This is a genomic window from Streptomyces sp. NPDC111507 (genome assembly GCF_055638955.1).
On record NZ_JBVKBU010000002.1, the window covers coordinates 692,888 to 709,915 of the forward strand.

Sequence of the window (17,028 nt, forward strand, 5' to 3'; positions counted from 1 at the left end):
GCCGTTGTGTTCCGTTGCCCCCCGTTTGTCCCCTGTTGTTATGACGTCTGGCGCAATGCGCGCAGTCCGCGGAACCCGATGCCGCCGACGACCGTCCCCAAGACAAAGGAGACGACGGCGAGCGTCAGGTGCACCCAGAAGTACGCCGTCGGATCCCCCGCGTCGTTGAACGCGAGCCCGCTGCCGTCCTTCCACAAATTCTTGACGAAAGTGACCCAGATGATCCAGCTCCACACTCCGAAGGCGAGCAGGAACCAGGAGACGGGGCGGCTGAGTTTCACGGGAAGGGACCTTTCATCACTATGCCGGGCACCCGAAGCCGACCCAACCGGCCGGGGGTCCGGGGGTTGTCCCCCGGGTGGGCACAGCATGGCTCCAGTATCGCCGTCGCCGGCCGGGACCGGCCGCCGGGGTGGCCGGGACCAGGGGACTCCAGCATCGGGTGATGGGACTTCCCGGCCCGCGCCCTGTAATTTCTCGACCGTGCCCGCCACCAAGAAGACCATCCGGCGATCGATGCTGGTCACTTCCGCCACCCTGTTGTCCCTTTCGCTGACGACGACGGTCCCCGTCTTCGCGGCCGACAAGCCGTCGTCGTCACCGTCACCGACGGCGAGCCCGAGCGCGACTCCCCCGGCGAACATGTCGACGGTGGGCGGAGCGCGGCTGGGAGAGGCCGGTACCCAGGTGAATCTCGGCACGGGCGCCCCGGTGCTGCCCAAGGAGGTGACCGCGCGCTCCTGGATCGTCACCGACGCCGAGTCGGGCGACGTGCTGGCCGCTCACAACCCGCACTGGCGGCTGCCCCCGGCGAGCACGCTGAAGATGCTCTTCGCCGACACCGTGCTGCCGAAGTTCCCGAAGACCGAGCAGCACAAGGTCGCCGTCACCGACCTCTCGGGCATCGGCGCGGGCTCCAGCATGGTGGGGATAAAGGAGGAGGAGACGTACAGCGTCCACGATCTGTGGCTCGGCGTCTTCCTGCGCTCCGGCAACGACGCCGTGCACGTGCTGTCGGCGATGAACGGCGGCGTGGATCAGACGGTCAAGGACATGCAGGCGCACGCCGAGGACCTGCAGGCCCTCGACACGCATGTGGTCAGCCCCGACGGCTACGACCAGCCGGGCCAGGTGTCGTCGGCGTACGACCTGACGCTGTTCGCCCGCTCCGGGCTGCAGAAGAAGGACTTCCGGGAGTACTGCTCGACCGTGCGGGCGAAGTTCCCGGGCGAGACGAAGAAGAACGACAAGGGGAAGAAGACCCGCGAGTCCTTCGAGATCCAGAACACCAACCGGCTGCTGACCGGTGACACCGACGTCTCCACGTACCAGGGCATCGCGGGGGTGAAGAACGGCAACACCACCAACGCGGGCGCCACCTTCACCGGTGTCGCCGAGCGGAACGGCAAGGTGCTGCTGGTCACCGTGATGAACCCGGAGAAGGACGAGCACAACGAGGTCTACAAGGAGGCCGCGCGACTGCTCGACTGGGGCTTCAGCGCGGCCGGCAAGGTCACACCGGTGGGTCAGCTCGTGCCGCCGAAGGGCGTCGACACCGGCGCGCAGGCGGGTGCGACCGCGTCCGCCGGGTCCAACACGCCGGTGTCGTCCGGAGACCGGGGGGCCAAGGCCTCGTCGTCGCCGGTGGCCGCCTCCGCGGCGGCGAAGGCCGGTTCCAGCGGGATCGGGACCGCCCTGGCCATCACGGGCGGTCTGCTCGCCCTGGTCGCCGGGGCCGTCTTCCTCGTCAACCGCCGCTGGCCCCTCCCCGACCTGATGCGCCGCCGTCGCTGACCTCCCCGAAGTACTCGGGCTCCGCGGGCTCGTCGGGGTCGTAGTCGCGTTGCTTCGGGCCGGAGTCGGCATGTCCCGTGGCCGTCCAGGCGGCGCAGAACAGGACCAGCTTCGAGGTGAAGTTGATCCACAGCAGCAGCGCGACGGGCACACCGAAGGCGCCGTACATGCTCTTCGACGCCACGCCCCGCATATAGCTGCTGAGCAGCAGCTTGAGCAGTTCGAAGCCGACGGCGCCCATCAGCGCGGCGACGACGAGCCGGTGGCGCGGCGGCTCGACGCCCGGCAGCAGGGTCAGGACGTACAGGAGCACCAGGAAGTCGGTGAGTACGGCGACGGCGAACGCGGCGGACTGCAGCAGCACGCTCCCCCAGTCGTGTTCGCCGATACCGAGCTGCCGGGCCGTCAAGCCGACCAGCGAGGACGCGATGGTGGAGACGGCGATGGTGACGAGTACGGCGCCGCCGAGTCCGACGAGGATCACGGCGTCCAGGAGCTTGCGCAGGAGGGGGTTCTCCTCGCGGTCGGGCAGCTCCCACACCGCGCGCAGACAATCCCGCATGGAGCCGACCCAGCCGATGCCGGTGAACAGCAGCACGGCGCCCGCGATGAGCCCGATGGTGCCGGCGTTCTGCACCAGCGCGTTGATGTCGAGCTGGTCGGAGATGCCCGGCACCTGCTCGACGATCTTGTCCTGAAGCTCCTTCTGCCGCTGGCTGGTGAGGGTGGCGGCGGCGATCGCGGCACCGACGGTCAGCAGCGGGAAGAGCGCCACGAAGCTGATGAAGGTCATCGCGGCGGCGAGCCGCGTCCACTTCACCCGGTCCAGACGCTCGTACGACCGCCACCCGTGCGTGGCCGTCAGGCGGGTGACCAACGGCCCCACGCCGGGGAGCTTTTTCAGCCAGTCCATGATCCGACTCTGCCCTCACCTCGGAAAACCCATGTCCGGGTACCCCAAAAACGCAGGACCGTGGCGAGTGCCATACCGATCCCCGCACCGGAGACCGTGTCGGCGCGTCGCGAGGTGAGCCCGAGGCCATAGTGGCTGACGGCGACGCACAGGAGCTGGACGAGGGCGCCCGCGAGGTTCACGGCGAGGAACACGAGGAAGTCGGCGTACCGCCGGGGTCCCCGCACGGCGTGGTGCCGGTAGGTGCCCAGCGCGTTGCCGGTGTACGCGACCGAGCAGCCCGCCACGAACGACAGCGCCTTGGCGGTGAGCGGGTCGAGGCCCACCGGGCCGCGCAGCCAGAGGAAGAGGCCGAGGTCGGCGGCGTAGGCGAGGACGCCGACGGTGGCGAAGCCCAGGAGCTCCTGGGTCAGCGGCCGCCGGGCGAGGCTCACCAGTTCACGACCGCGAGCCCGTACATCGCGAGCCACACCAGCCCGATCAGGGCGAGCGCGCGGTCGCGCAGGACGACGTCCTCGGGCTCGCCCGCCGCGCCCCGGTCGGCGAAGACGGCGTACCGCAGGACGGCCAGGATGAAGGCGACCATGGACAGCTGGCGCCAGGGCAGCACCCCGGCGCCGGGCACGCCGCCGTCCTCCAGGGCCCACAGGCAGTAGCCGAGCACGGCGACCCCGGCGGCCAGCTGCCAGACGAAGCGCAGATAGCCGGTGGTGTACTCGGTGAGCAGCGCGCGGGTGGCACCGGCGTTCCCGGCCAGCTGGACGGCCTCGGAGTACCGTTTCGCCGCCACCATGAAGAGCGCGCCGAAGCCCGTGGTGATCAGGAACCAGCGGGAGAGCGGGATGCCGAGGGCGAGCCCGCCGATCATCGCCCGCATCAGGAACCCGGTCGTGACGACGGCGAGGTCGACGACCAGGACGTGCTTGAGGCTGACGCAGTACGCGAGTTGCATGCCGAGGTAGGCGGTCAGCAGCGCCGCGGTGACCGGGGAGGACAGCAGGGCGGCGGCGGTCGGGGCGAGGACGGCGAGCACGCCTCCCGCGGCGTACGCGAGGGGGACGGGGACCTGGCCCGTGGCGACCGGGCGGTGGCGCTTCACGGGGTGGGCGCGGTCGGCTTCGGCGTCCCGGGCGTCGTTGATCAGGTAGACGGCGGCGGCGCAGGCCGTGAACAGGACGAAGACGAGCGCGAGTTGGATCACCGCGTGCCGGGAGAAGAGCTGGCCCGCCGCCGCCGGGGCCGCCACGACGAGCAGGTTCTTCACCCACTGGCGGGGGCGGGTGGTCCTGAGGAGACCCCGGGCGAGGCCGGTGAGGGTCCGTACGGGAACCGGGGCGGTCGGCGTGGGGTTCAGGAGCACCGTGCGTTCAGCCATGGCCGGCCTCGATCCAGCGGGCGCCCAGACGGGCCGTCAGGGCGCCCAGGGCGGCACCCGCGAGCACGTCCGAGGGGTAGTGCACGCCGGCCACCAGCCGGGAGAGGCACATCGCGGCGGCGAGCGGCAGCAGCGGGCGGACACCGAGCGCGCCGAAGGCGACCGCCGCGGCCGTCGCGGAGGCCGCGTGGGAGCTGGGGAACGAGTGCCGTCCGGCCGTGCGCACCAGCGGGACGATGTGCGCGGGGCGTGGACGGCGCACGATCCGCTTCACGCCCATGCTGGCGAGGTGCGCGGTGGCGGTGAGCGCCGTGCCGCGCAGCCACGCGCCGCACCGCCCGCGGTCGACCACCGCGCCCGTGAGGCCGGCCGCGAGCCACAGCACGCCGTGCTCCCCGCTCCAGGACAGGGCGCGTGCGACGGTCGCCACGCGTGGATCCGTGCCGCGCTCGTGGAGGGCCGACAGCAGCCGACGGTCCATGCCGTCCCACCGTCGGCGGTCCATGTCGTCAAGGTCGTCCATGTGATCTCACTCTTCTAGAGAGTGGCCGCAGAATTACGGCAATCTCGTATGACATCCCATTAATCACCCATTTCGGTGAGGAGCCGCGAAGACGGGAGAGGTGAGGGCTTTACGCACCTTTTTCGCCGATACGGTCACGGTCATGGCTGCCGACACCGCCTCCGACCCGGCCGGATCCGCCTCCGGCCCGGCCGAACCCGTCTCCGTCACGGGCTGGGGCCGCACCGCCCCGACCACCGCCCGTGTGGTCCGCCCGCGCACCTACGAGGAAGCGGTGGCCGCCGTCCGCGCCTGCGGGGTCCGCGGAGGCATCGCCCGGGGCCTGGGGCGGGCGTACGGGGACGCGGCGCAGAACGCGGGCGGGGCCGTGCTCGACATGACCGGCCTCGACCGCGTCCACGCGATTGACGTCGACGGCGGGACCGTGCTCTGCGACGCGGGCGTGAGCCTGCACCGGCTGATGGAAGTCCTGCTCCCGCTCGGCTGGTTCGTACCGGTCACGCCCGGGACCCGCCAGGTGACCGTCGGCGGCGCGATCGGCGCGGACATCCACGGCAAGAACCACCACGTGTCCGGCGCGTTCGCCCGCCATGTCCTCTCCTTCGAGCTGCTGACCGCGGACGGCGCGATCCGCACGGTGGGCCGGGGCACCCCCCTCTTCGACGCCACCGCGGGCGGCATGGGCCTGACCGGGGTGATCCTCACGGCGACCGTCCGGCTCCAGCACGTCGAGACCTCGCTGATGTCCGTCGACACCGAACGCGCGGCGGACCTGGACGACTTGATGGCCCGTCTCACCGCCACGGACCACCGCTACCGGTACTCGGTCGCCTGGATCGACCTGCTCGCGCGCGGCCGCTCGACGGGACGCTCGGTGCTCACCCGCGGGGAACACGCCCCCCTGGACGCGCTCCCCCCACGCGCGCGCCGGCGCCCGCTGGCGTTCCGACCGCCGCGGTTCCCGTCCGCGCCCGCTTTCGTGCCGGAGGGACTGCTCGGCCGCGGAACGGTGGGCCTCTTCAACGCGCTCTGGTACCGGAAGGCACCCCGTGCGCGAGTCGGTGAGCTACAGCGGATCCCGGCCTTCTTCCACCCGCTCGACGGGGTGCCGCACTGGAACCGGATCTACGGGCGCGGTGGCTTCGTGCAGTACCAGTTCGTCGTCGGACACGGGCGCGAGGAGGCCCTGCGGCGCATCGTGCGGCGCATCGCCGAACGCCGGTGCCCGTCCTTCCTCGCCGTCCTGAAGCGTTTCGGCGAGGGCGATCCGGGCTGGCTCTCCTTCCCGATGCCGGGCTGGACCCTCGCCCTGGACATCCCCGCGAACCTGCCGGGCCTCGGCTCCTTCCTCGACGAGCTGGACGAGGAGGTGGCCGGGGCGGGCGGACGCGTGTACCTGGCGAAGGACGCGCGGCTGCGGCCGGAACTGCTGGCCGACATGTATCCACGGCTGACCGAATTCCGGGAACTGCGGGCCGAGTTGGACCCGGGTGGGGTGTTCACCTCCGACCTGTCCCGCCGCCTCGGCCTCTAGAACCGGTCGACCGTCCCGCCTCCCCACCCCTCTAGGAGTTGTCATGAAGGACGCCTTCGGAGCCCCCCAGTCCCTGCTGATCCTCGGCGGCACGTCCGAGATCGCGCTGGCCACGGCGCGCCGTCTGATCGCCCGGCGCACCCGCACGGTGTGGCTCGCCGGACGGCCCTCGCCGGCCCTGGAGCGGGACGCCGAGCACTTGCGCGCACTGGGCGCGGACGTCCGTACCCTCGCCTTCGACGCGCTCGACCCCGAGTCCCACGAGACGGTCCTCGGCAAGGTCTTCGCCGAGGGCGACCTCGACATGGTGCTGCTCGCCTTCGGGGTCCTCGGCGACCAGGCCCGGGACGAGCGGGAGCCGGCGGCCGCCGCCCGGATCGCGCAGACCAACTACACGGGCGCGGTGTCGGCTCTGCTGGTGTGCGCGCGGGCCCTCCAGACGCAGGGGCACGGCTCCCTGGTGGTGCTCTCCTCGGTCGCGGGCGAGCGTGCCCGCCGCTCCAACTTCATCTACGGGTCGAGCAAGGCGGGCCTGGACGCCTTCACCCAGGGTCTGGGCGACGCGCTGCACGGCACCGGCGTCCACGTGATGGTCGTACGCCCGGGGTTCGTCCGTACGAAGATGACCGCGGGGCGCGCGGAAGGACCCATGGCCACCACACCGGAGGCGGTCGCGACGGCCGTCGAGGTGGGGCTGCGACGGCGCTCGGAGACGGTGTGGGTGCCGGGGGTGCTGCGGCTGGTGATGGCGGCGCTGCGGCACGTACCGCGAGCGGTGTTCCGCCGCCTGCCGATCTAGCTCGACGGCGGCTGAGCGCTCCGCCGGAAGTGCCGGGATGCGCCGTCGATCGTCTGCGGCGCCCTCGTGGCTGGTCGCGCGGTTCCCCGCGCCCCTTCGGGGCGCTGCCGAACCGCAGGCCCGGCTCAGCGGCTGGCGATGGTCCCGCGCTCCACGTCCACGTGGCCCGCCTGCGGTGGCACCACGGATCCGCCGAAGGCGAACTCCCGGAGCTTGCGCCACACACTGTCGGAGCCCTGTTCGTAGAGCGCGAACCCCGTGCAGGGCCACTCGGCGTCGTAGTCGGCGAGTTCTTGGAACGCGCGGTCCATCGCCGCGTCGTCGATGCCGTGCGCCACCGTGACGTGCGGGTGGTACGGGAACTGCAGTTCGCGCGCCATGGGACCGGAGGCGTCACGGACCCGCTGCTGGAGCCAGGCGCAGGCCTCGGCGCCCTGGACGACCTTCACGAACACCACCGGCGACAGGGGCCGGAAGGTGCCGGTGCCCGACAGCCGCATCGGGAAGGGCCGGCCGGCCACGGCGACCTCGGTCAGGTGCGCCTCGACGGCCGGCAGGTCGGCGGCGTGGACCTCCGTCGGCGGCAGCAGGGTGACGTGCGTGGGGATGCCACAAGCCGCGGGGTCGCCGAAGCCCGCGCGCCGCTCCTGGAGCAGGCTGCCGTAAGGCTCCGGGACCGCGATCGACACGCCGATCGTTACGGTCCCCACGTCGTCTCCTGTCGTCGTGTCCGGTGCGTCGTCGGTCGCGTCACCGGTTGCGTTGTCCTTCGCGTCGCCGGGCGCGTTGTCTGGTTCGTACTCAGCCGTCCGGCTTCGACTGTAAGGCCACGGCTGTGTTGTGGGCAGGCGCAGCCGTAGTGATGTGCAGCGCTCTGCCCCGTGGTACGTGTGTGCGGTCGTACGCCTCAGTGCTTGGCGGGCAGGAAGCCCACCCGGTCGTACACCTGCGCGAGCGTCTCCGCGGCGACGGCGCGCGCCTTCTCGGCTCCCTTGGCCAGGATCGAGTCGAGCGTCTCCGGGTCGTCCAGGTACTGCTGGGTGCGCTCCCGGAACGGGGTCACGAAGTCGACCATGACCTCGGCGAGGTCCGTCTTGAGCGCACCGTAGCCCTTGCCCGCGTAGTTCTCCTCCAGTTCCGCGATACCGGTACCGGTGAGGGTCGAGTAGATGGTCAGCAGATTGCTGATACCCGGTTTGTGCTCGCTGTCATACCTGATGACGGTGTCCGTGTCGGTGACCGCGCTCTTGACCTTCTTGGCGGTGGTCTTCGGCTCGTCGAGCAGGTTGATGAGGCCCTTCGGCGTGGACGCCGACTTGCTCATCTTGATCGACGGGTCCTGGAGGTCGTAGATCTTCGCCGTCTCTTTGAGGATGTACGGCTTCGGGATCGTGAAGGTCTCGCCGAAGCGGCCGTTGAAGCGCTCGGCGAGGTCGCGGGTGAGCTCGACGTGCTGGCGCTGGTCCTCGCCGACCGGGACCTCGTTCGCCTGGTACAGCAGGATGTCGGCGACCTGGAGGATCGGGTACGTGAACAGGCCGACGGACGCGCGGTCCGAACCCTGCCTGGCGGACTTGTCCTTGAACTGGGTCATGCGGGAGGCCTCGCCGAAGCCGGTGAGGCAGTTCATGATCCAGGCGAGCTGGGCGTGCTCGGGGACATGGCTCTGCACGAAAAGCGTGCAGCGGTCCGCGTCGAGACCGGCGGCGAGCAGCTGCGCGGTGGCGAGCCGGGTGTTCGCGCGCAGATCCGCCGGGTCCTGCGGAACGGTGATCGCGTGCAGGTCGACGACCATGTAGAAGGCGTCGTGGGACTCCTGCAGGGCCACCCACTGGCGGACGGCGCCGAGGTAGTTGCCGAGGTGGAACGAGCCTGCTGTGGGCTGGATTCCGGAGAGCACGCGGGGACGTTCAGAGGCCATGTTCACCATTCTCTCAGGTGCACCCGGGAGCTCGGGAACAGGTGGGAACAGAGCTCTCCCCGGAGAGAGGACCCGGGCGGATACTCGAGGCACGTGCTGGGGGCGGACGGGGGACACGCATGACGGGCCGAGGCAGACGGGTGAGAGCGGGGATCGCGGTGTTCTCGGGTGTGGTGCTCGCCGTGCTGGCGGCGCACCCGGCGGGGGCTCTCGCACCGGCCGCGGGGCGCAGAGGGCCGGACATGGCCGTGGTCATCGAGGGCGGCACGGGGCGCACGACCGCGCTGCACTCCGGAGAGCAGGACTTCACGCGGCTGTGGGACCTGCTGACTCCCACCTACATGGGGACGGAGCGGGTGCCGGACGCGTGGACGGCGGGCGACTTCCCGCCGGTACGGGCCACCGTGATGTGGGGGCTGAGCGGGGTCGGGGGCTGGCCGCAGACCGACAGCGCGCCGGGGGGCGATGTCGCCATGGGGCGCCAGGACCAGCTGTTCCTGGCCGCGGACGGCACGCCCTGGGTACGCACGGACCCCTCGCCCGACGTGGTGGACGACGACATCCGCTGGCACCGCGCGTCGCGCTCGGTGTTCGAGCGGATGGTGGGGCGCGGGAGGTTCATCGAGGACGCCGCGGGCGCGCCGGCCTCGAAACGGGGTGTCGAGGAGCGTGCGCGGTGGGTGCTGCCCGGGCTGGGAGCGGGTCTGCTCCTCGGGGTCGGCGGCACCCTCCTGGTACGCCGCGCGGCGGCCCGGCGCGAGGGCGCCGGACCGCCGCGGGAACCACGGCAGGAGCTGATCGACCTCTGAACCAGGAGGTGGGTCAGCCGAGGTCGATCTCCGGGTAGAGCGGGAACGGGGCCAGCAGGTCGGTGGCGCGGTGGGAGATCTCGTCGGAGATCTTCGGGTCCAGGACGTGCTGAGCCTTGGACGGGGCGCCCTTGGCCGTGGTGCCGGGCTCGGCCGCGGTGAGGACGCGGTCGATGAGACCGGCGATCTCGTCCATCTCGGTGGTGCCCAGACCACGGGTGGTCAGCGCGGGCGTGCCGATACGGATGCCGGAGGTGTACCAGGCGCCGTTCGGGTCGGCGGGGATGGCGTTGCGGTTGGTGACGATGCCCGAGTCGAGCAGCGCGGACTCGGCCTGGCGGCCGGTGAGGCCGTAGGAGGAGGCGACGTCGATCAGGTTGAGGTGGTTGTCCGTGCCGCCGGTGACCAGGGTGGCGCCGCGCCGCATCAGGCCCTCGGCGAGGGCGCGGGCGTTGTCGACGACGGCCTGGGCGTAGTCGCGGAACTCGGGGCGGCGGGCCTCGGCGAGCGCGACGGCCTTGGCGGCCATGACGTGCGGGAGGGGGCCACCGAGGACCATCGGGCAGCCGCGGTCGACCTGCTCGGCGAGGCTCTCGTCGCACAGGACCATGCCGCCGCGCGGGCCGCGCAGCGACTTGTGCGTGGTGGTGGTGACGATCTGGGCGTGCGGGACGGGGTCGAAGTCGCCGGTGAGGACCTTGCCCGCGACCAGACCGGCGAAGTGCGCCATGTCGACCATCAGGGTCGCGCCGACCTCGTCGGCGATCTCCCGCATGATCCGGAAGTTCACCAGGCGGGGGTAGGCGGAGTAGCCGGCGACGATGATCAGCGGCTTGAACTCACGGGCCGACGTCCGCAGCGCCTCGTAGTCGATGAGACCGGTGGCCGGGTCGGTGCCGTAGGAACGCTGGTCGAACATCTTTCCTGAGATGTTCGGGCGGAAGCCGTGGGTGAGGTGGCCGCCCGCGTCCAGGGACATGCCGAGCATGCGCTGGTTGCCGAAGGCCTGGCGCAGCTCGGCCCAGTCGGCCTCGGAGAGGTCGTTGACGTTGCGGACCCCGGCCTCCGCGAGGGCCGGGGCCTCGACGCGGGCGGCGAGGACGGCCCAGAAGGCGACCAGGTTGGCGTCGATGCCGGAGTGCGGCTGGGCGTAGGCGTGCTCGGCGCCGAAGAGCTCGCGGGCGTGCTCGGCGGCGAGGGCCTCGACGGTGTCGACGTTGCGGCAGCCGGCGTAGAAGCGGCGGCCGACGGTGCCCTCGGCGTACTTGTCGCTGAACCAGTTGCCCATGGCCAGCAGGGTGGCCGGGGAGGCGTAGTTCTCCGACGCGATCAGCTTGAGCATGTCGCGCTGGTCGGCGATCTCCTGGCCGATGGCGTCGGCGACGCGGGGCTCAACGGCCCGGATCACGTCGAGGGCGCTGCGGAAGGCGGTGGACTCGGTGGAAAGGGGCTCGGGCATTGACGGCCTCCGGACGTGGCGTTCAGCGTTCACGGGTCGGCCCAGGCGCACGGCACACAGTTCACGGGACCGCTCCCCGATGGTCGATCCCATCCCAGCGCGCCAGTCACGGCCCCGTCGGCCAGCCTACCGGGCGCGCCGGATCACCGGCCACGCGGCGGTAGCCGCAGAGTGTCCCGCCGCGTCCACCGTGCGAGCGACGATAGGAAGGGAGCCACGAGCCCGACCCCCCGTGCGGCAGCGGTCCCCGCGCTGCAGGAAACGGAGATCCCGTGACCACCACCGAACGACTCATCGCCTCGGCCGACGCGCATGGCGCGCACAACTACCACCCGCTGCCGGTCGTCGTGGCGACGGCGGACGGGGCCTGGATGACGGACGTCGAGGGGCGCCGTTTCCTCGACCTGCTGGCCGGCTACTCGGCGCTGAACTTCGGCCACGGCAACCGGCGGCTGCTCGACGCGGCGAAGGCGCAGCTGGAGCGGGTGACGCTGACCTCGCGGGCCTTCCACCACGACCGGTTCGCCGACTTCTGCGCGCAGCTCGCGCAGTTGTGCGGCATGGAGATGGTGCTGCCGATGAACACGGGTGCGGAGGCGGTGGAGACCGCCGTGAAGACGGCCAGGAAGTGGGGGTACCGCGTCAAGGGCGTCCCCGACGGCCGGGCGAGGATCGTGGTGGCGAGCGACAACTTCCACGGCCGTACGACGACGCTCATCAGCTTCTCCACGGACGCGGAGGCGCGGGCGGACTTCGGGCCGTTCACGCCGGGCTTCGACATCGTGCCGTACGGGGACCTGGCCGCGCTGCGGGCGGCGGTCACCGAGGAGACGGTCGCGGTGCTGCTGGAGCCGATCCAGGGCGAGGCGGGCGTGCTGGTGCCGCCGCCCGGCTACCTCGCCGGGGTGCGGGACCTGACGCGTGAGCGGAACGTCCTCTTCGTCGCGGACGAGATCCAGTCCGGGCTGGGTCGCACGGGCCGCACCTTCGCGTGCGAGCACGAGGGCGTGGTGCCGGACATGTACGTCCTGGGCAAGGCGCTCGGGGGCGGGGTCGTACCGGTGTCGGCGGTGGTGTCGAGCAGGGAGGTGCTCGGGGTGTTCCGGCCCGGTGAGCACGGGTCGACGTTCGGCGGGAACCCGCTGGCCTGCGCGGTGGCGCTCGAGGTGATCGCGATGCTGCGGTCGGGCGAGTACCAGCGGCGCGCCGCGGAACTGGGTGACCATCTGCACCGGGAGCTGGGGCTGCTGACGGGCTCGGGGCATGTCACGGCGGTGCGCGGGCGGGGGCTGTGGGCGGGCGTCGACATCGCCCCCGCGTACGGCACGGGACGCGAGATCTCCGAGCGGCTGATGGACCGGGGTGTCCTGGTCAAGGACACCCACGGGGTCACGGTCCGGATCGCCCCGCCGCTGGTCATCAGCAAGGAGGACCTGGACTGGGGGTTGGCTCAGCTGCGTGCGGTGCTGGGTGTCGATTGAACGCCTGGAGGATCACGTGGGGTGGGAGACCTGTCCCGGGAAGATCACGTGGGGCAGGAAGCGGGCGTACTCGTCCGTGACCAGCCCGGACGACTCGCGGATGCCGAGCCCCGCCGACTCGCCGTCCACGACCCAGGCACCGAGGACGACATGGTTGCCGTCGAAGGAGGGAAGGGGGGCCAGCTCCTGGTAGCAGCAGGGCTCGTCCTCGCGTACGACGGGGGCGGCGCCCGGCGCGTGCACCGTCACCCCGGCGCCCTCGCGGCCGAGGAGCGGCTTGGCGACGTACCCCTGGGTGGTGGCCAGCTCCCGGGGTCCGTCGAGGTAGGCGGGGAGGAGGTTGGGGTGGCCCGGGTACAGCTCCCAGAGCACGGCGAGGAGGGCCTTGTTGCTGAGGAGCATCTTCCAGGCGGGCTCGATCCACAGGGTCGTGCCCGTACCGCCGCCGTTGTCGAGGGTGTCCAGGACGTGGTCGGCGAAGCGGTCGGTGGTGAGCCACTCCCAGGGGTAGAGCTTGAAGCAGCTGCGGATGAAACGGAGCTGGTTGTCGACGAAGCGGCCGGAGAGGGGGTCCCAGCCGATCTCCTCCACCGAGATCCAGTCGGTGTCGAGGCCCGCCTGCTGCGCCGTCTCCTTCAGGTACGCGACGGTCATCAGGTCCTCGCCGAGTTCGTCGGCGGAGGAGTGCGCGAAGTAGAGGGGGCTGCCGGGCGGGAGGAGGGCGGCCTGCTTCTTCCAGGCGGCGACGAGGCGTTCGTGCAGGGAGTTCCACTGGTCGGCGCCGGGGAAACGGTCCTCCATCCAGAACCACTGGGGGCTCGCCGCCTCGACCAGGGACGTCGGGGTGTCCGCGTTGTACTCCAGCATCTTGGCGGGGCCCGTGCCGTCGTAGCGCAGGTCGAAACGGCCGTAGACGGAGGGGAGTTCGCCGCGGCGCTGCCAGGCCTCGGCGACCGCCCGCACGACGCGCGGGTCGGTGATGCCGAGGTCGGCGAAACGGTTCTCCGTGACGATGTGCTCGGCCGCCGCCAGGCACATGCGGTGCAGTTCCTCGACGGCCTCCTCCAGCGCCTCCACCTCCGGGAGCGAGAAGGCGTAGTACGCGCTCTCGTCCCAGTAGGGGCGCAGGGAGTCGTCCGGGTAGCGGGTCAGCGGGTAGATGAGGCCCTGTTGCTCGACGGTCTGCTGCCAGCCGGCGCGGGGCTCGATGGTGCGGCGTTCCATGCGCGTACGGATCCGATCGGTGCTGGGCGCGCGGCCCGCGGCTACGGGTGCGGTGACGTGGTGTCGCTCAGCCGCCGGAGCTGCCCTTGCCGCTGCCGAAGCCGCCGCGGTCGACGGAGTGGTGGCTGCCGCCGCTGGTGCTGCTGCCGGATCCCTTGCTCGCCTTGGTGAAGGAGCCGCCGTCGACCCAGCCGCCCTTCTTCTTGCCGCCGTAGTACCAGCCGCTGCTGACCGAGGTCCTGGTGGTCTTGGTCTTGGTGGTCTTGACGGACTTGGTGGTCTTGCAGTTCTTGTCGGCGATGACCTTGTAGCCCTTGAGCGAGGTGTAGCTGTCGCGGTCGACACAGCGCTTGTCCGGCTCCGAGGAGCAGGCGGTGAGGGCTGCCGCGAGGAGTCCCATGCCGCCGAGTACGACTGTGCCCGAGCGCAGTTGCCGTCGTGTGTCCGCCATCTTCGATCCCCCGTTTGTCAGGACAGTGCGCGCGCTTTGCCCGGCGCAGGCGATCAGATTAGAGGTGCTTTGCACAAGGCAGGCGAGGGACCCCTCCGATTCGGCGTCCCCTACAGTCACTTCGTGCTCTTTGGAATGGTGTGCGCACTCGGTGCGTCGGTCTGCTTCGGTACGGCGACGGTGTTGCAGGCGATCGCCGCGCGGGCGGCGGCCGACAGCGGCGGCTCGGGCGGGGACGCGGCTCTGCTGCTGCGGGCGCTGCGGCAGTGGCGGTATCTCGCGGGCCTCGCGCTGGACGGGCTCGGCTTCCTGTTGCAGATCGCGGCGCTTCGCTCCCTCCCCATCTACGCGGTCGGGGCGGCGCTGGCGGCGAGCCTCGCGGTGACGGCGGTGGTCGCCGCACGGCTGCTGCATGTGCGGTTGAGCGGGGTGGAGTGGGCCGCGGTGGGGGTGGTGTGCGCGGGGCTGGCGATGCTCGGGCTGGCGTCCGGGACGGAGGGCAGCGAGGCCGGGTCCATGACGCTGAAGTACTGGATGCTGGGGACCGCGGTCGTGGTGCTGCTGCTCGGCCTGGTGGGCGGGCGGATGTCCGGGCGGGGCCGGGCGTTGGTCCTCGGCCTCGGGGCCGGGTTCGGATTCGGGGTCGTCGAGGTCTCGGTACGACTGATCGACGATCTCGCGCCCGCCACGCTGCTGACCAACCCGGCGACGTACGCGCTGCTCATCGGCGGAGGCGCCGCGTTCATCCTGCTGACCTCGGCGCTGCAGCGCGGCTCGGTGACGACGGCCACGGCCGGTCTGGTCATCGGCGAGACCATCGGACCGGCCCTGGTGGGCGTGATCTGGCTGGGCGACCGCACCCGCGAGGGCCTGGCCTGGCTGGCGGTGCTGGGGTTCGCGGTGGCGGTGGCGGGCGCGTTGGCACTGGCACGGTTCGGGGAGGCGCCGGTGGAAGAACCGGCGTAGGAGCCGGTGAAGGAGGGGTCACGGGGCGACGGGGCTGCTTTCAGGGGCGCGCGGATCTACGCGGCCCCCAGTTCGCACCAGACCAGCTTGCCCCGATGCCCGAGCCGGGAGAGCGGCTGCCAGCCCCACAGATCCGAGCACGCCCGTACGAGCGCGAAGCCGCGCCCACTTTCGGCCTCGGTCAGCTCCTCCAACCGGCCCGGCGGCTCGGGCGGTTCGGGGTCGGCGTCCCAGACACCGATCTGCACGAGGCCACCCCGACAGCGGACGCGAAGACAGGCTGGGCCCTTGGTGTGCAGCACCGCGTTGGAGACCAGCTCCGAGGCGAGGAGCTCGGCGGTGTCGACGAGGCGGATCAGGCCGTGGAGGGTGAGGATCAGCCGGAGCGTGCGGCGACAGACCGTGACGGCACGGGGGTCCTGCGGGATGTAGAGGGAGTACTCCCAGGAGTCGGGGTCAGGGGTGAAGTCGGTTTCGGGCATGGGCCAGCTCCAGGCAAGGGCGAGTATTTTCGGGCGGTGGCATGCCGCAGCCGTCATGGCAGGACGGATCGGTGCGCTTCCGCAGCGTGTGCGTCACATCACCGACAGTAGGGTCCAATCTTGGTCCGTCGCAACTCATTGCCCTAATCTGACCCAGAACGAGTCGAGGAGGAAGTCGTGGCCCGCAGAACGCAGGTGACCGTTCGCCAGGAACGGTTGGGTACCGAGCTGCGGAAACTCCGTGAGGCGGCAGGACTCAAGGGGCGCGAGGCAGCCTCGCTGTTGGGAACCGACGCAGGACGGCTGAGCCAGATCGAGTCCGGCGTCGCAGGCGTGAGCGAGGAGACCGTACGACGCCTCGTCGCCCACTACGCCTGTACGGACACAGAGTTGACCAGCGCGTTGACGGCCATGGCGACCGAGCGGACACATGGCTGGTGGGAGGAGTACCGGGGCTCGCTGCCCACCGCGTTCCTGGATCTGTCCGAACTGGAGCATCACGCAACCCACCACTGGGAGGTGAGCTTCCTGCACATTCCCGGACTTCTGCAGACCGAGGACTACGCCCGTCGGGTCCTTGGCCATCGAGTACCCGAACTGCCTCCGACCGAGCTGGGCCTGCGCGTCCAGCACCGGTTGGCGCGGCGCGTCATCCTGGAGCAGCCGACTCCGTACAAGGTCGTAATCCACGAGGCGGCGCTGCGCATCAGGGTTGCAGATCGAGCAGCGGCACGCGTTCAGCTTGCCGGCATCCTGGAACTCTCGGAGAGGGACCACATCACCGTGCGCGTCATCCCCTTCGACCTGGACGGTTTCGCCGGCGCCGACAGCACCATGGTGCACGTGGGCGGGGCGGTCCCCCAACTGGACACGGTCGTACGCGACGGACCACACGGAACGGCCTTCATCGACTCGGAAGCCCAACTCGGTCGCTTTCGAACGCTCTTTCATAGGATGGAAGCCGCGTCGCTCACCCCGGAACGTTCACGTGACTTCATCCACACACTGGCGAAGGAAGTGTGAGGCACCCCATGCCCAGTCCCGACAACTGGCAAAAGTCATCCTTCTCCGGCAGTGGAGACGGCAACGCCTGCCTCGAAATCAGCTCCTCCCCCACCACCCTCCACCTCCGCGAGAGCGACACCCCCACCACGATCCTCACCACCACCCGCACCACCTTCGCCCACCTCCTGGCAGGCATACGCACCCACGTCATCCCCGGCCAGTCGTGATCTAAGACAACGCTCCTGGGTGCAGAACCATACGAAGGGCTCACCACGTCCCGCAGAGCAACACA

19 protein-coding genes and 1 riboswitch are annotated in these 17,028 nt (G+C 70.9%); of the genes, 8 read left to right on the forward strand and 11 right to left on the reverse strand.

Going from position 1 to position 17,028, the window contains the following annotated elements; genetic code table 11:
- Positions 1 to 38: 38 nt before the first annotated feature.
- A complete protein-coding gene (locus tag ACZ7M2_RS10635) occupies positions 39 to 281 on the reverse strand; it encodes an SCO4848 family membrane protein (RefSeq protein ID WP_054233715.1) in 243 nt (80 codons plus the stop codon).
- Between the two features lie 202 nt (positions 282 to 483).
- Between ACZ7M2_RS10635 and ACZ7M2_RS10640 the strand changes: the two genes are divergently transcribed.
- Complete coding sequence (locus ACZ7M2_RS10640; RefSeq protein ID WP_471594938.1) at positions 484 to 1,794, forward strand: D-alanyl-D-alanine carboxypeptidase family protein; 1,311 nt, start codon at positions 484 to 486, stop codon at positions 1,792 to 1,794.
- Here ACZ7M2_RS10640 and ACZ7M2_RS10645 read toward each other — a convergent pair.
- Genes ACZ7M2_RS10645 through ACZ7M2_RS10660 form a run of 4 tightly spaced genes read right to left on the reverse strand, consistent with a single transcriptional unit; the run spans position 1,748 to position 4,605 of the window.
- Positions 1,748 to 2,707, reverse strand: coding sequence for a YihY/virulence factor BrkB family protein (locus ACZ7M2_RS10645; RefSeq protein ID WP_471594939.1), 960 nt, complete (start codon positions 2,705 to 2,707; stop codon positions 1,748 to 1,750). The genes ACZ7M2_RS10640 and ACZ7M2_RS10645 overlap by 47 nt on opposite strands.
- Positions 2,695 to 3,141 carry a GtrA family protein gene (locus ACZ7M2_RS10650; protein WP_352049081.1) on the reverse strand — a complete coding sequence of 149 codons (447 nt, stop codon included), beginning with the start codon at positions 3,139 to 3,141 and terminating at the stop codon, positions 2,695 to 2,697. The genes ACZ7M2_RS10645 and ACZ7M2_RS10650 overlap by 13 nt, the downstream gene beginning before the upstream one ends.
- Positions 3,138 to 4,082 carry a decaprenyl-phosphate phosphoribosyltransferase gene (locus ACZ7M2_RS10655; protein ID WP_471594940.1) on the reverse strand — a complete coding sequence of 315 codons (945 nt, stop codon included), beginning with the start codon at positions 4,080 to 4,082 and terminating at the stop codon, positions 3,138 to 3,140. Before ACZ7M2_RS10655 ends, ACZ7M2_RS10650 begins: the two co-directional genes overlap by 4 nt.
- Positions 4,075 to 4,605, reverse strand: a complete 531-nt coding sequence (locus ACZ7M2_RS10660) for a phosphatase PAP2 family protein (protein ID WP_471594941.1) — start codon at positions 4,603 to 4,605, stop codon at positions 4,075 to 4,077. The genes ACZ7M2_RS10655 and ACZ7M2_RS10660 overlap by 8 nt, the downstream gene beginning before the upstream one ends.
- A gap of 142 nt (positions 4,606 to 4,747) precedes the next feature.
- Between ACZ7M2_RS10660 and ACZ7M2_RS10665 the strand changes: the two genes are divergently transcribed.
- Entirely contained in the window at positions 4,748 to 6,139 is a 1,392-nt protein-coding gene (locus ACZ7M2_RS10665) for an FAD-binding protein (protein ID WP_471594942.1), read from the forward strand.
- Positions 6,140 to 6,182: 43 nt separating this feature from the next.
- Positions 6,183 to 6,938 (forward strand): decaprenylphospho-beta-D-erythro-pentofuranosid-2-ulose 2-reductase, encoded by a 756-nt coding sequence (locus ACZ7M2_RS10670; RefSeq protein WP_471594943.1) that lies wholly within the window; start codon positions 6,183 to 6,185, stop codon positions 6,936 to 6,938.
- 125 nt (positions 6,939 to 7,063) lie between these two features.
- On the opposite strand, the gene ACZ7M2_RS10675 is transcribed toward ACZ7M2_RS10670, so the two are convergent.
- Together ACZ7M2_RS10675 and trpS are read right to left on the reverse strand one after the other, a co-directional pair.
- Positions 7,064 to 7,648 (reverse strand): 2'-5' RNA ligase family protein, encoded by a 585-nt coding sequence (locus tag ACZ7M2_RS10675; protein ID WP_471594944.1) that lies wholly within the window; start codon positions 7,646 to 7,648, stop codon positions 7,064 to 7,066.
- Between the two features lie 197 nt (positions 7,649 to 7,845).
- Complete coding sequence (gene trpS / locus ACZ7M2_RS10680) at positions 7,846 to 8,859, reverse strand: tryptophan--tRNA ligase (RefSeq protein WP_471594945.1); 1,014 nt, start codon at positions 8,857 to 8,859, stop codon at positions 7,846 to 7,848.
- A gap of 119 nt (positions 8,860 to 8,978) precedes the next feature.
- Between trpS and ACZ7M2_RS10685 the strand changes: the two genes are divergently transcribed.
- The gene (locus tag ACZ7M2_RS10685) at positions 8,979 to 9,668 is read left to right on the forward strand and encodes a hypothetical protein (protein WP_471594946.1); all 690 of its coding nucleotides are present in this window, start codon (positions 8,979 to 8,981) and stop codon (positions 9,666 to 9,668) included.
- A gap of 13 nt (positions 9,669 to 9,681) precedes the next feature.
- Here the strand turns inward: ACZ7M2_RS10685 and ACZ7M2_RS10690 are convergent, their stop codons facing one another.
- On the reverse strand, positions 9,682 to 11,178 hold the full coding sequence (locus tag ACZ7M2_RS10690) for a glycine hydroxymethyltransferase (protein WP_471594947.1): 1,497 nt from the start codon (positions 11,176 to 11,178) through the stop codon (positions 9,682 to 9,684).
- Positions 11,160 to 11,247: riboswitch (ZMP/ZTP riboswitch) on the reverse strand. Its footprint overlaps the gene before it by 19 nt.
- Positions 11,248 to 11,399: 152 nt before the next feature.
- Here ACZ7M2_RS10690 and rocD point away from each other — a divergent pair.
- A complete protein-coding gene (gene rocD / locus ACZ7M2_RS10695; protein WP_471594948.1) occupies positions 11,400 to 12,608 on the forward strand; it encodes an ornithine--oxo-acid transaminase in 1,209 nt (402 codons plus the stop codon).
- A 12-nt stretch (positions 12,609 to 12,620) separates the two neighbouring features.
- Here rocD and ACZ7M2_RS10700 read toward each other — a convergent pair whose 3' ends face one another.
- Positions 12,621 to 13,832, reverse strand: coding sequence for a glutathionylspermidine synthase family protein (locus tag ACZ7M2_RS10700; protein WP_471594949.1), 1,212 nt, complete (start codon positions 13,830 to 13,832; stop codon positions 12,621 to 12,623).
- A 67-nt stretch (positions 13,833 to 13,899) separates the two neighbouring features.
- Entirely contained in the window at positions 13,900 to 14,283 is a 384-nt protein-coding gene (locus ACZ7M2_RS10705) for a hypothetical protein (protein WP_471594950.1), read from the reverse strand.
- Positions 14,284 to 14,418: 135 nt separating this feature from the next.
- Between ACZ7M2_RS10705 and ACZ7M2_RS10710 the strand changes: the two genes are divergently transcribed.
- Positions 14,419 to 15,249 carry a DMT family transporter gene (locus ACZ7M2_RS10710; protein WP_471595223.1) on the forward strand — a complete coding sequence of 277 codons (831 nt, stop codon included), beginning with the start codon at positions 14,419 to 14,421 and terminating at the stop codon, positions 15,247 to 15,249.
- 56 nt (positions 15,250 to 15,305) lie between these two features.
- Here ACZ7M2_RS10710 and ACZ7M2_RS10715 read toward each other — a convergent pair whose 3' ends face one another.
- Positions 15,306 to 15,731 (reverse strand): ATP-binding protein, encoded by a 426-nt coding sequence (locus tag ACZ7M2_RS10715; protein WP_471594951.1) that lies wholly within the window; start codon positions 15,729 to 15,731, stop codon positions 15,306 to 15,308.
- Between the two features lie 177 nt (positions 15,732 to 15,908).
- On the opposite strand from ACZ7M2_RS10715, the gene ACZ7M2_RS10720 reads away from it, so the two are divergent.
- Both ACZ7M2_RS10720 and ACZ7M2_RS10725 read left to right on the forward strand, forming a co-directional pair.
- The gene (locus tag ACZ7M2_RS10720; RefSeq protein ID WP_471594952.1) at positions 15,909 to 16,754 is read left to right on the forward strand and encodes a helix-turn-helix domain-containing protein; all 846 of its coding nucleotides are present in this window, start codon (positions 15,909 to 15,911) and stop codon (positions 16,752 to 16,754) included.
- 8 nt (positions 16,755 to 16,762) lie between these two features.
- On the forward strand, positions 16,763 to 16,963 hold the full coding sequence (locus tag ACZ7M2_RS10725) for a DUF397 domain-containing protein (protein ID WP_471594953.1): 201 nt from the start codon (positions 16,763 to 16,765) through the stop codon (positions 16,961 to 16,963).
- The last annotated feature ends 65 nt before the right edge of the window (positions 16,964 to 17,028 follow it).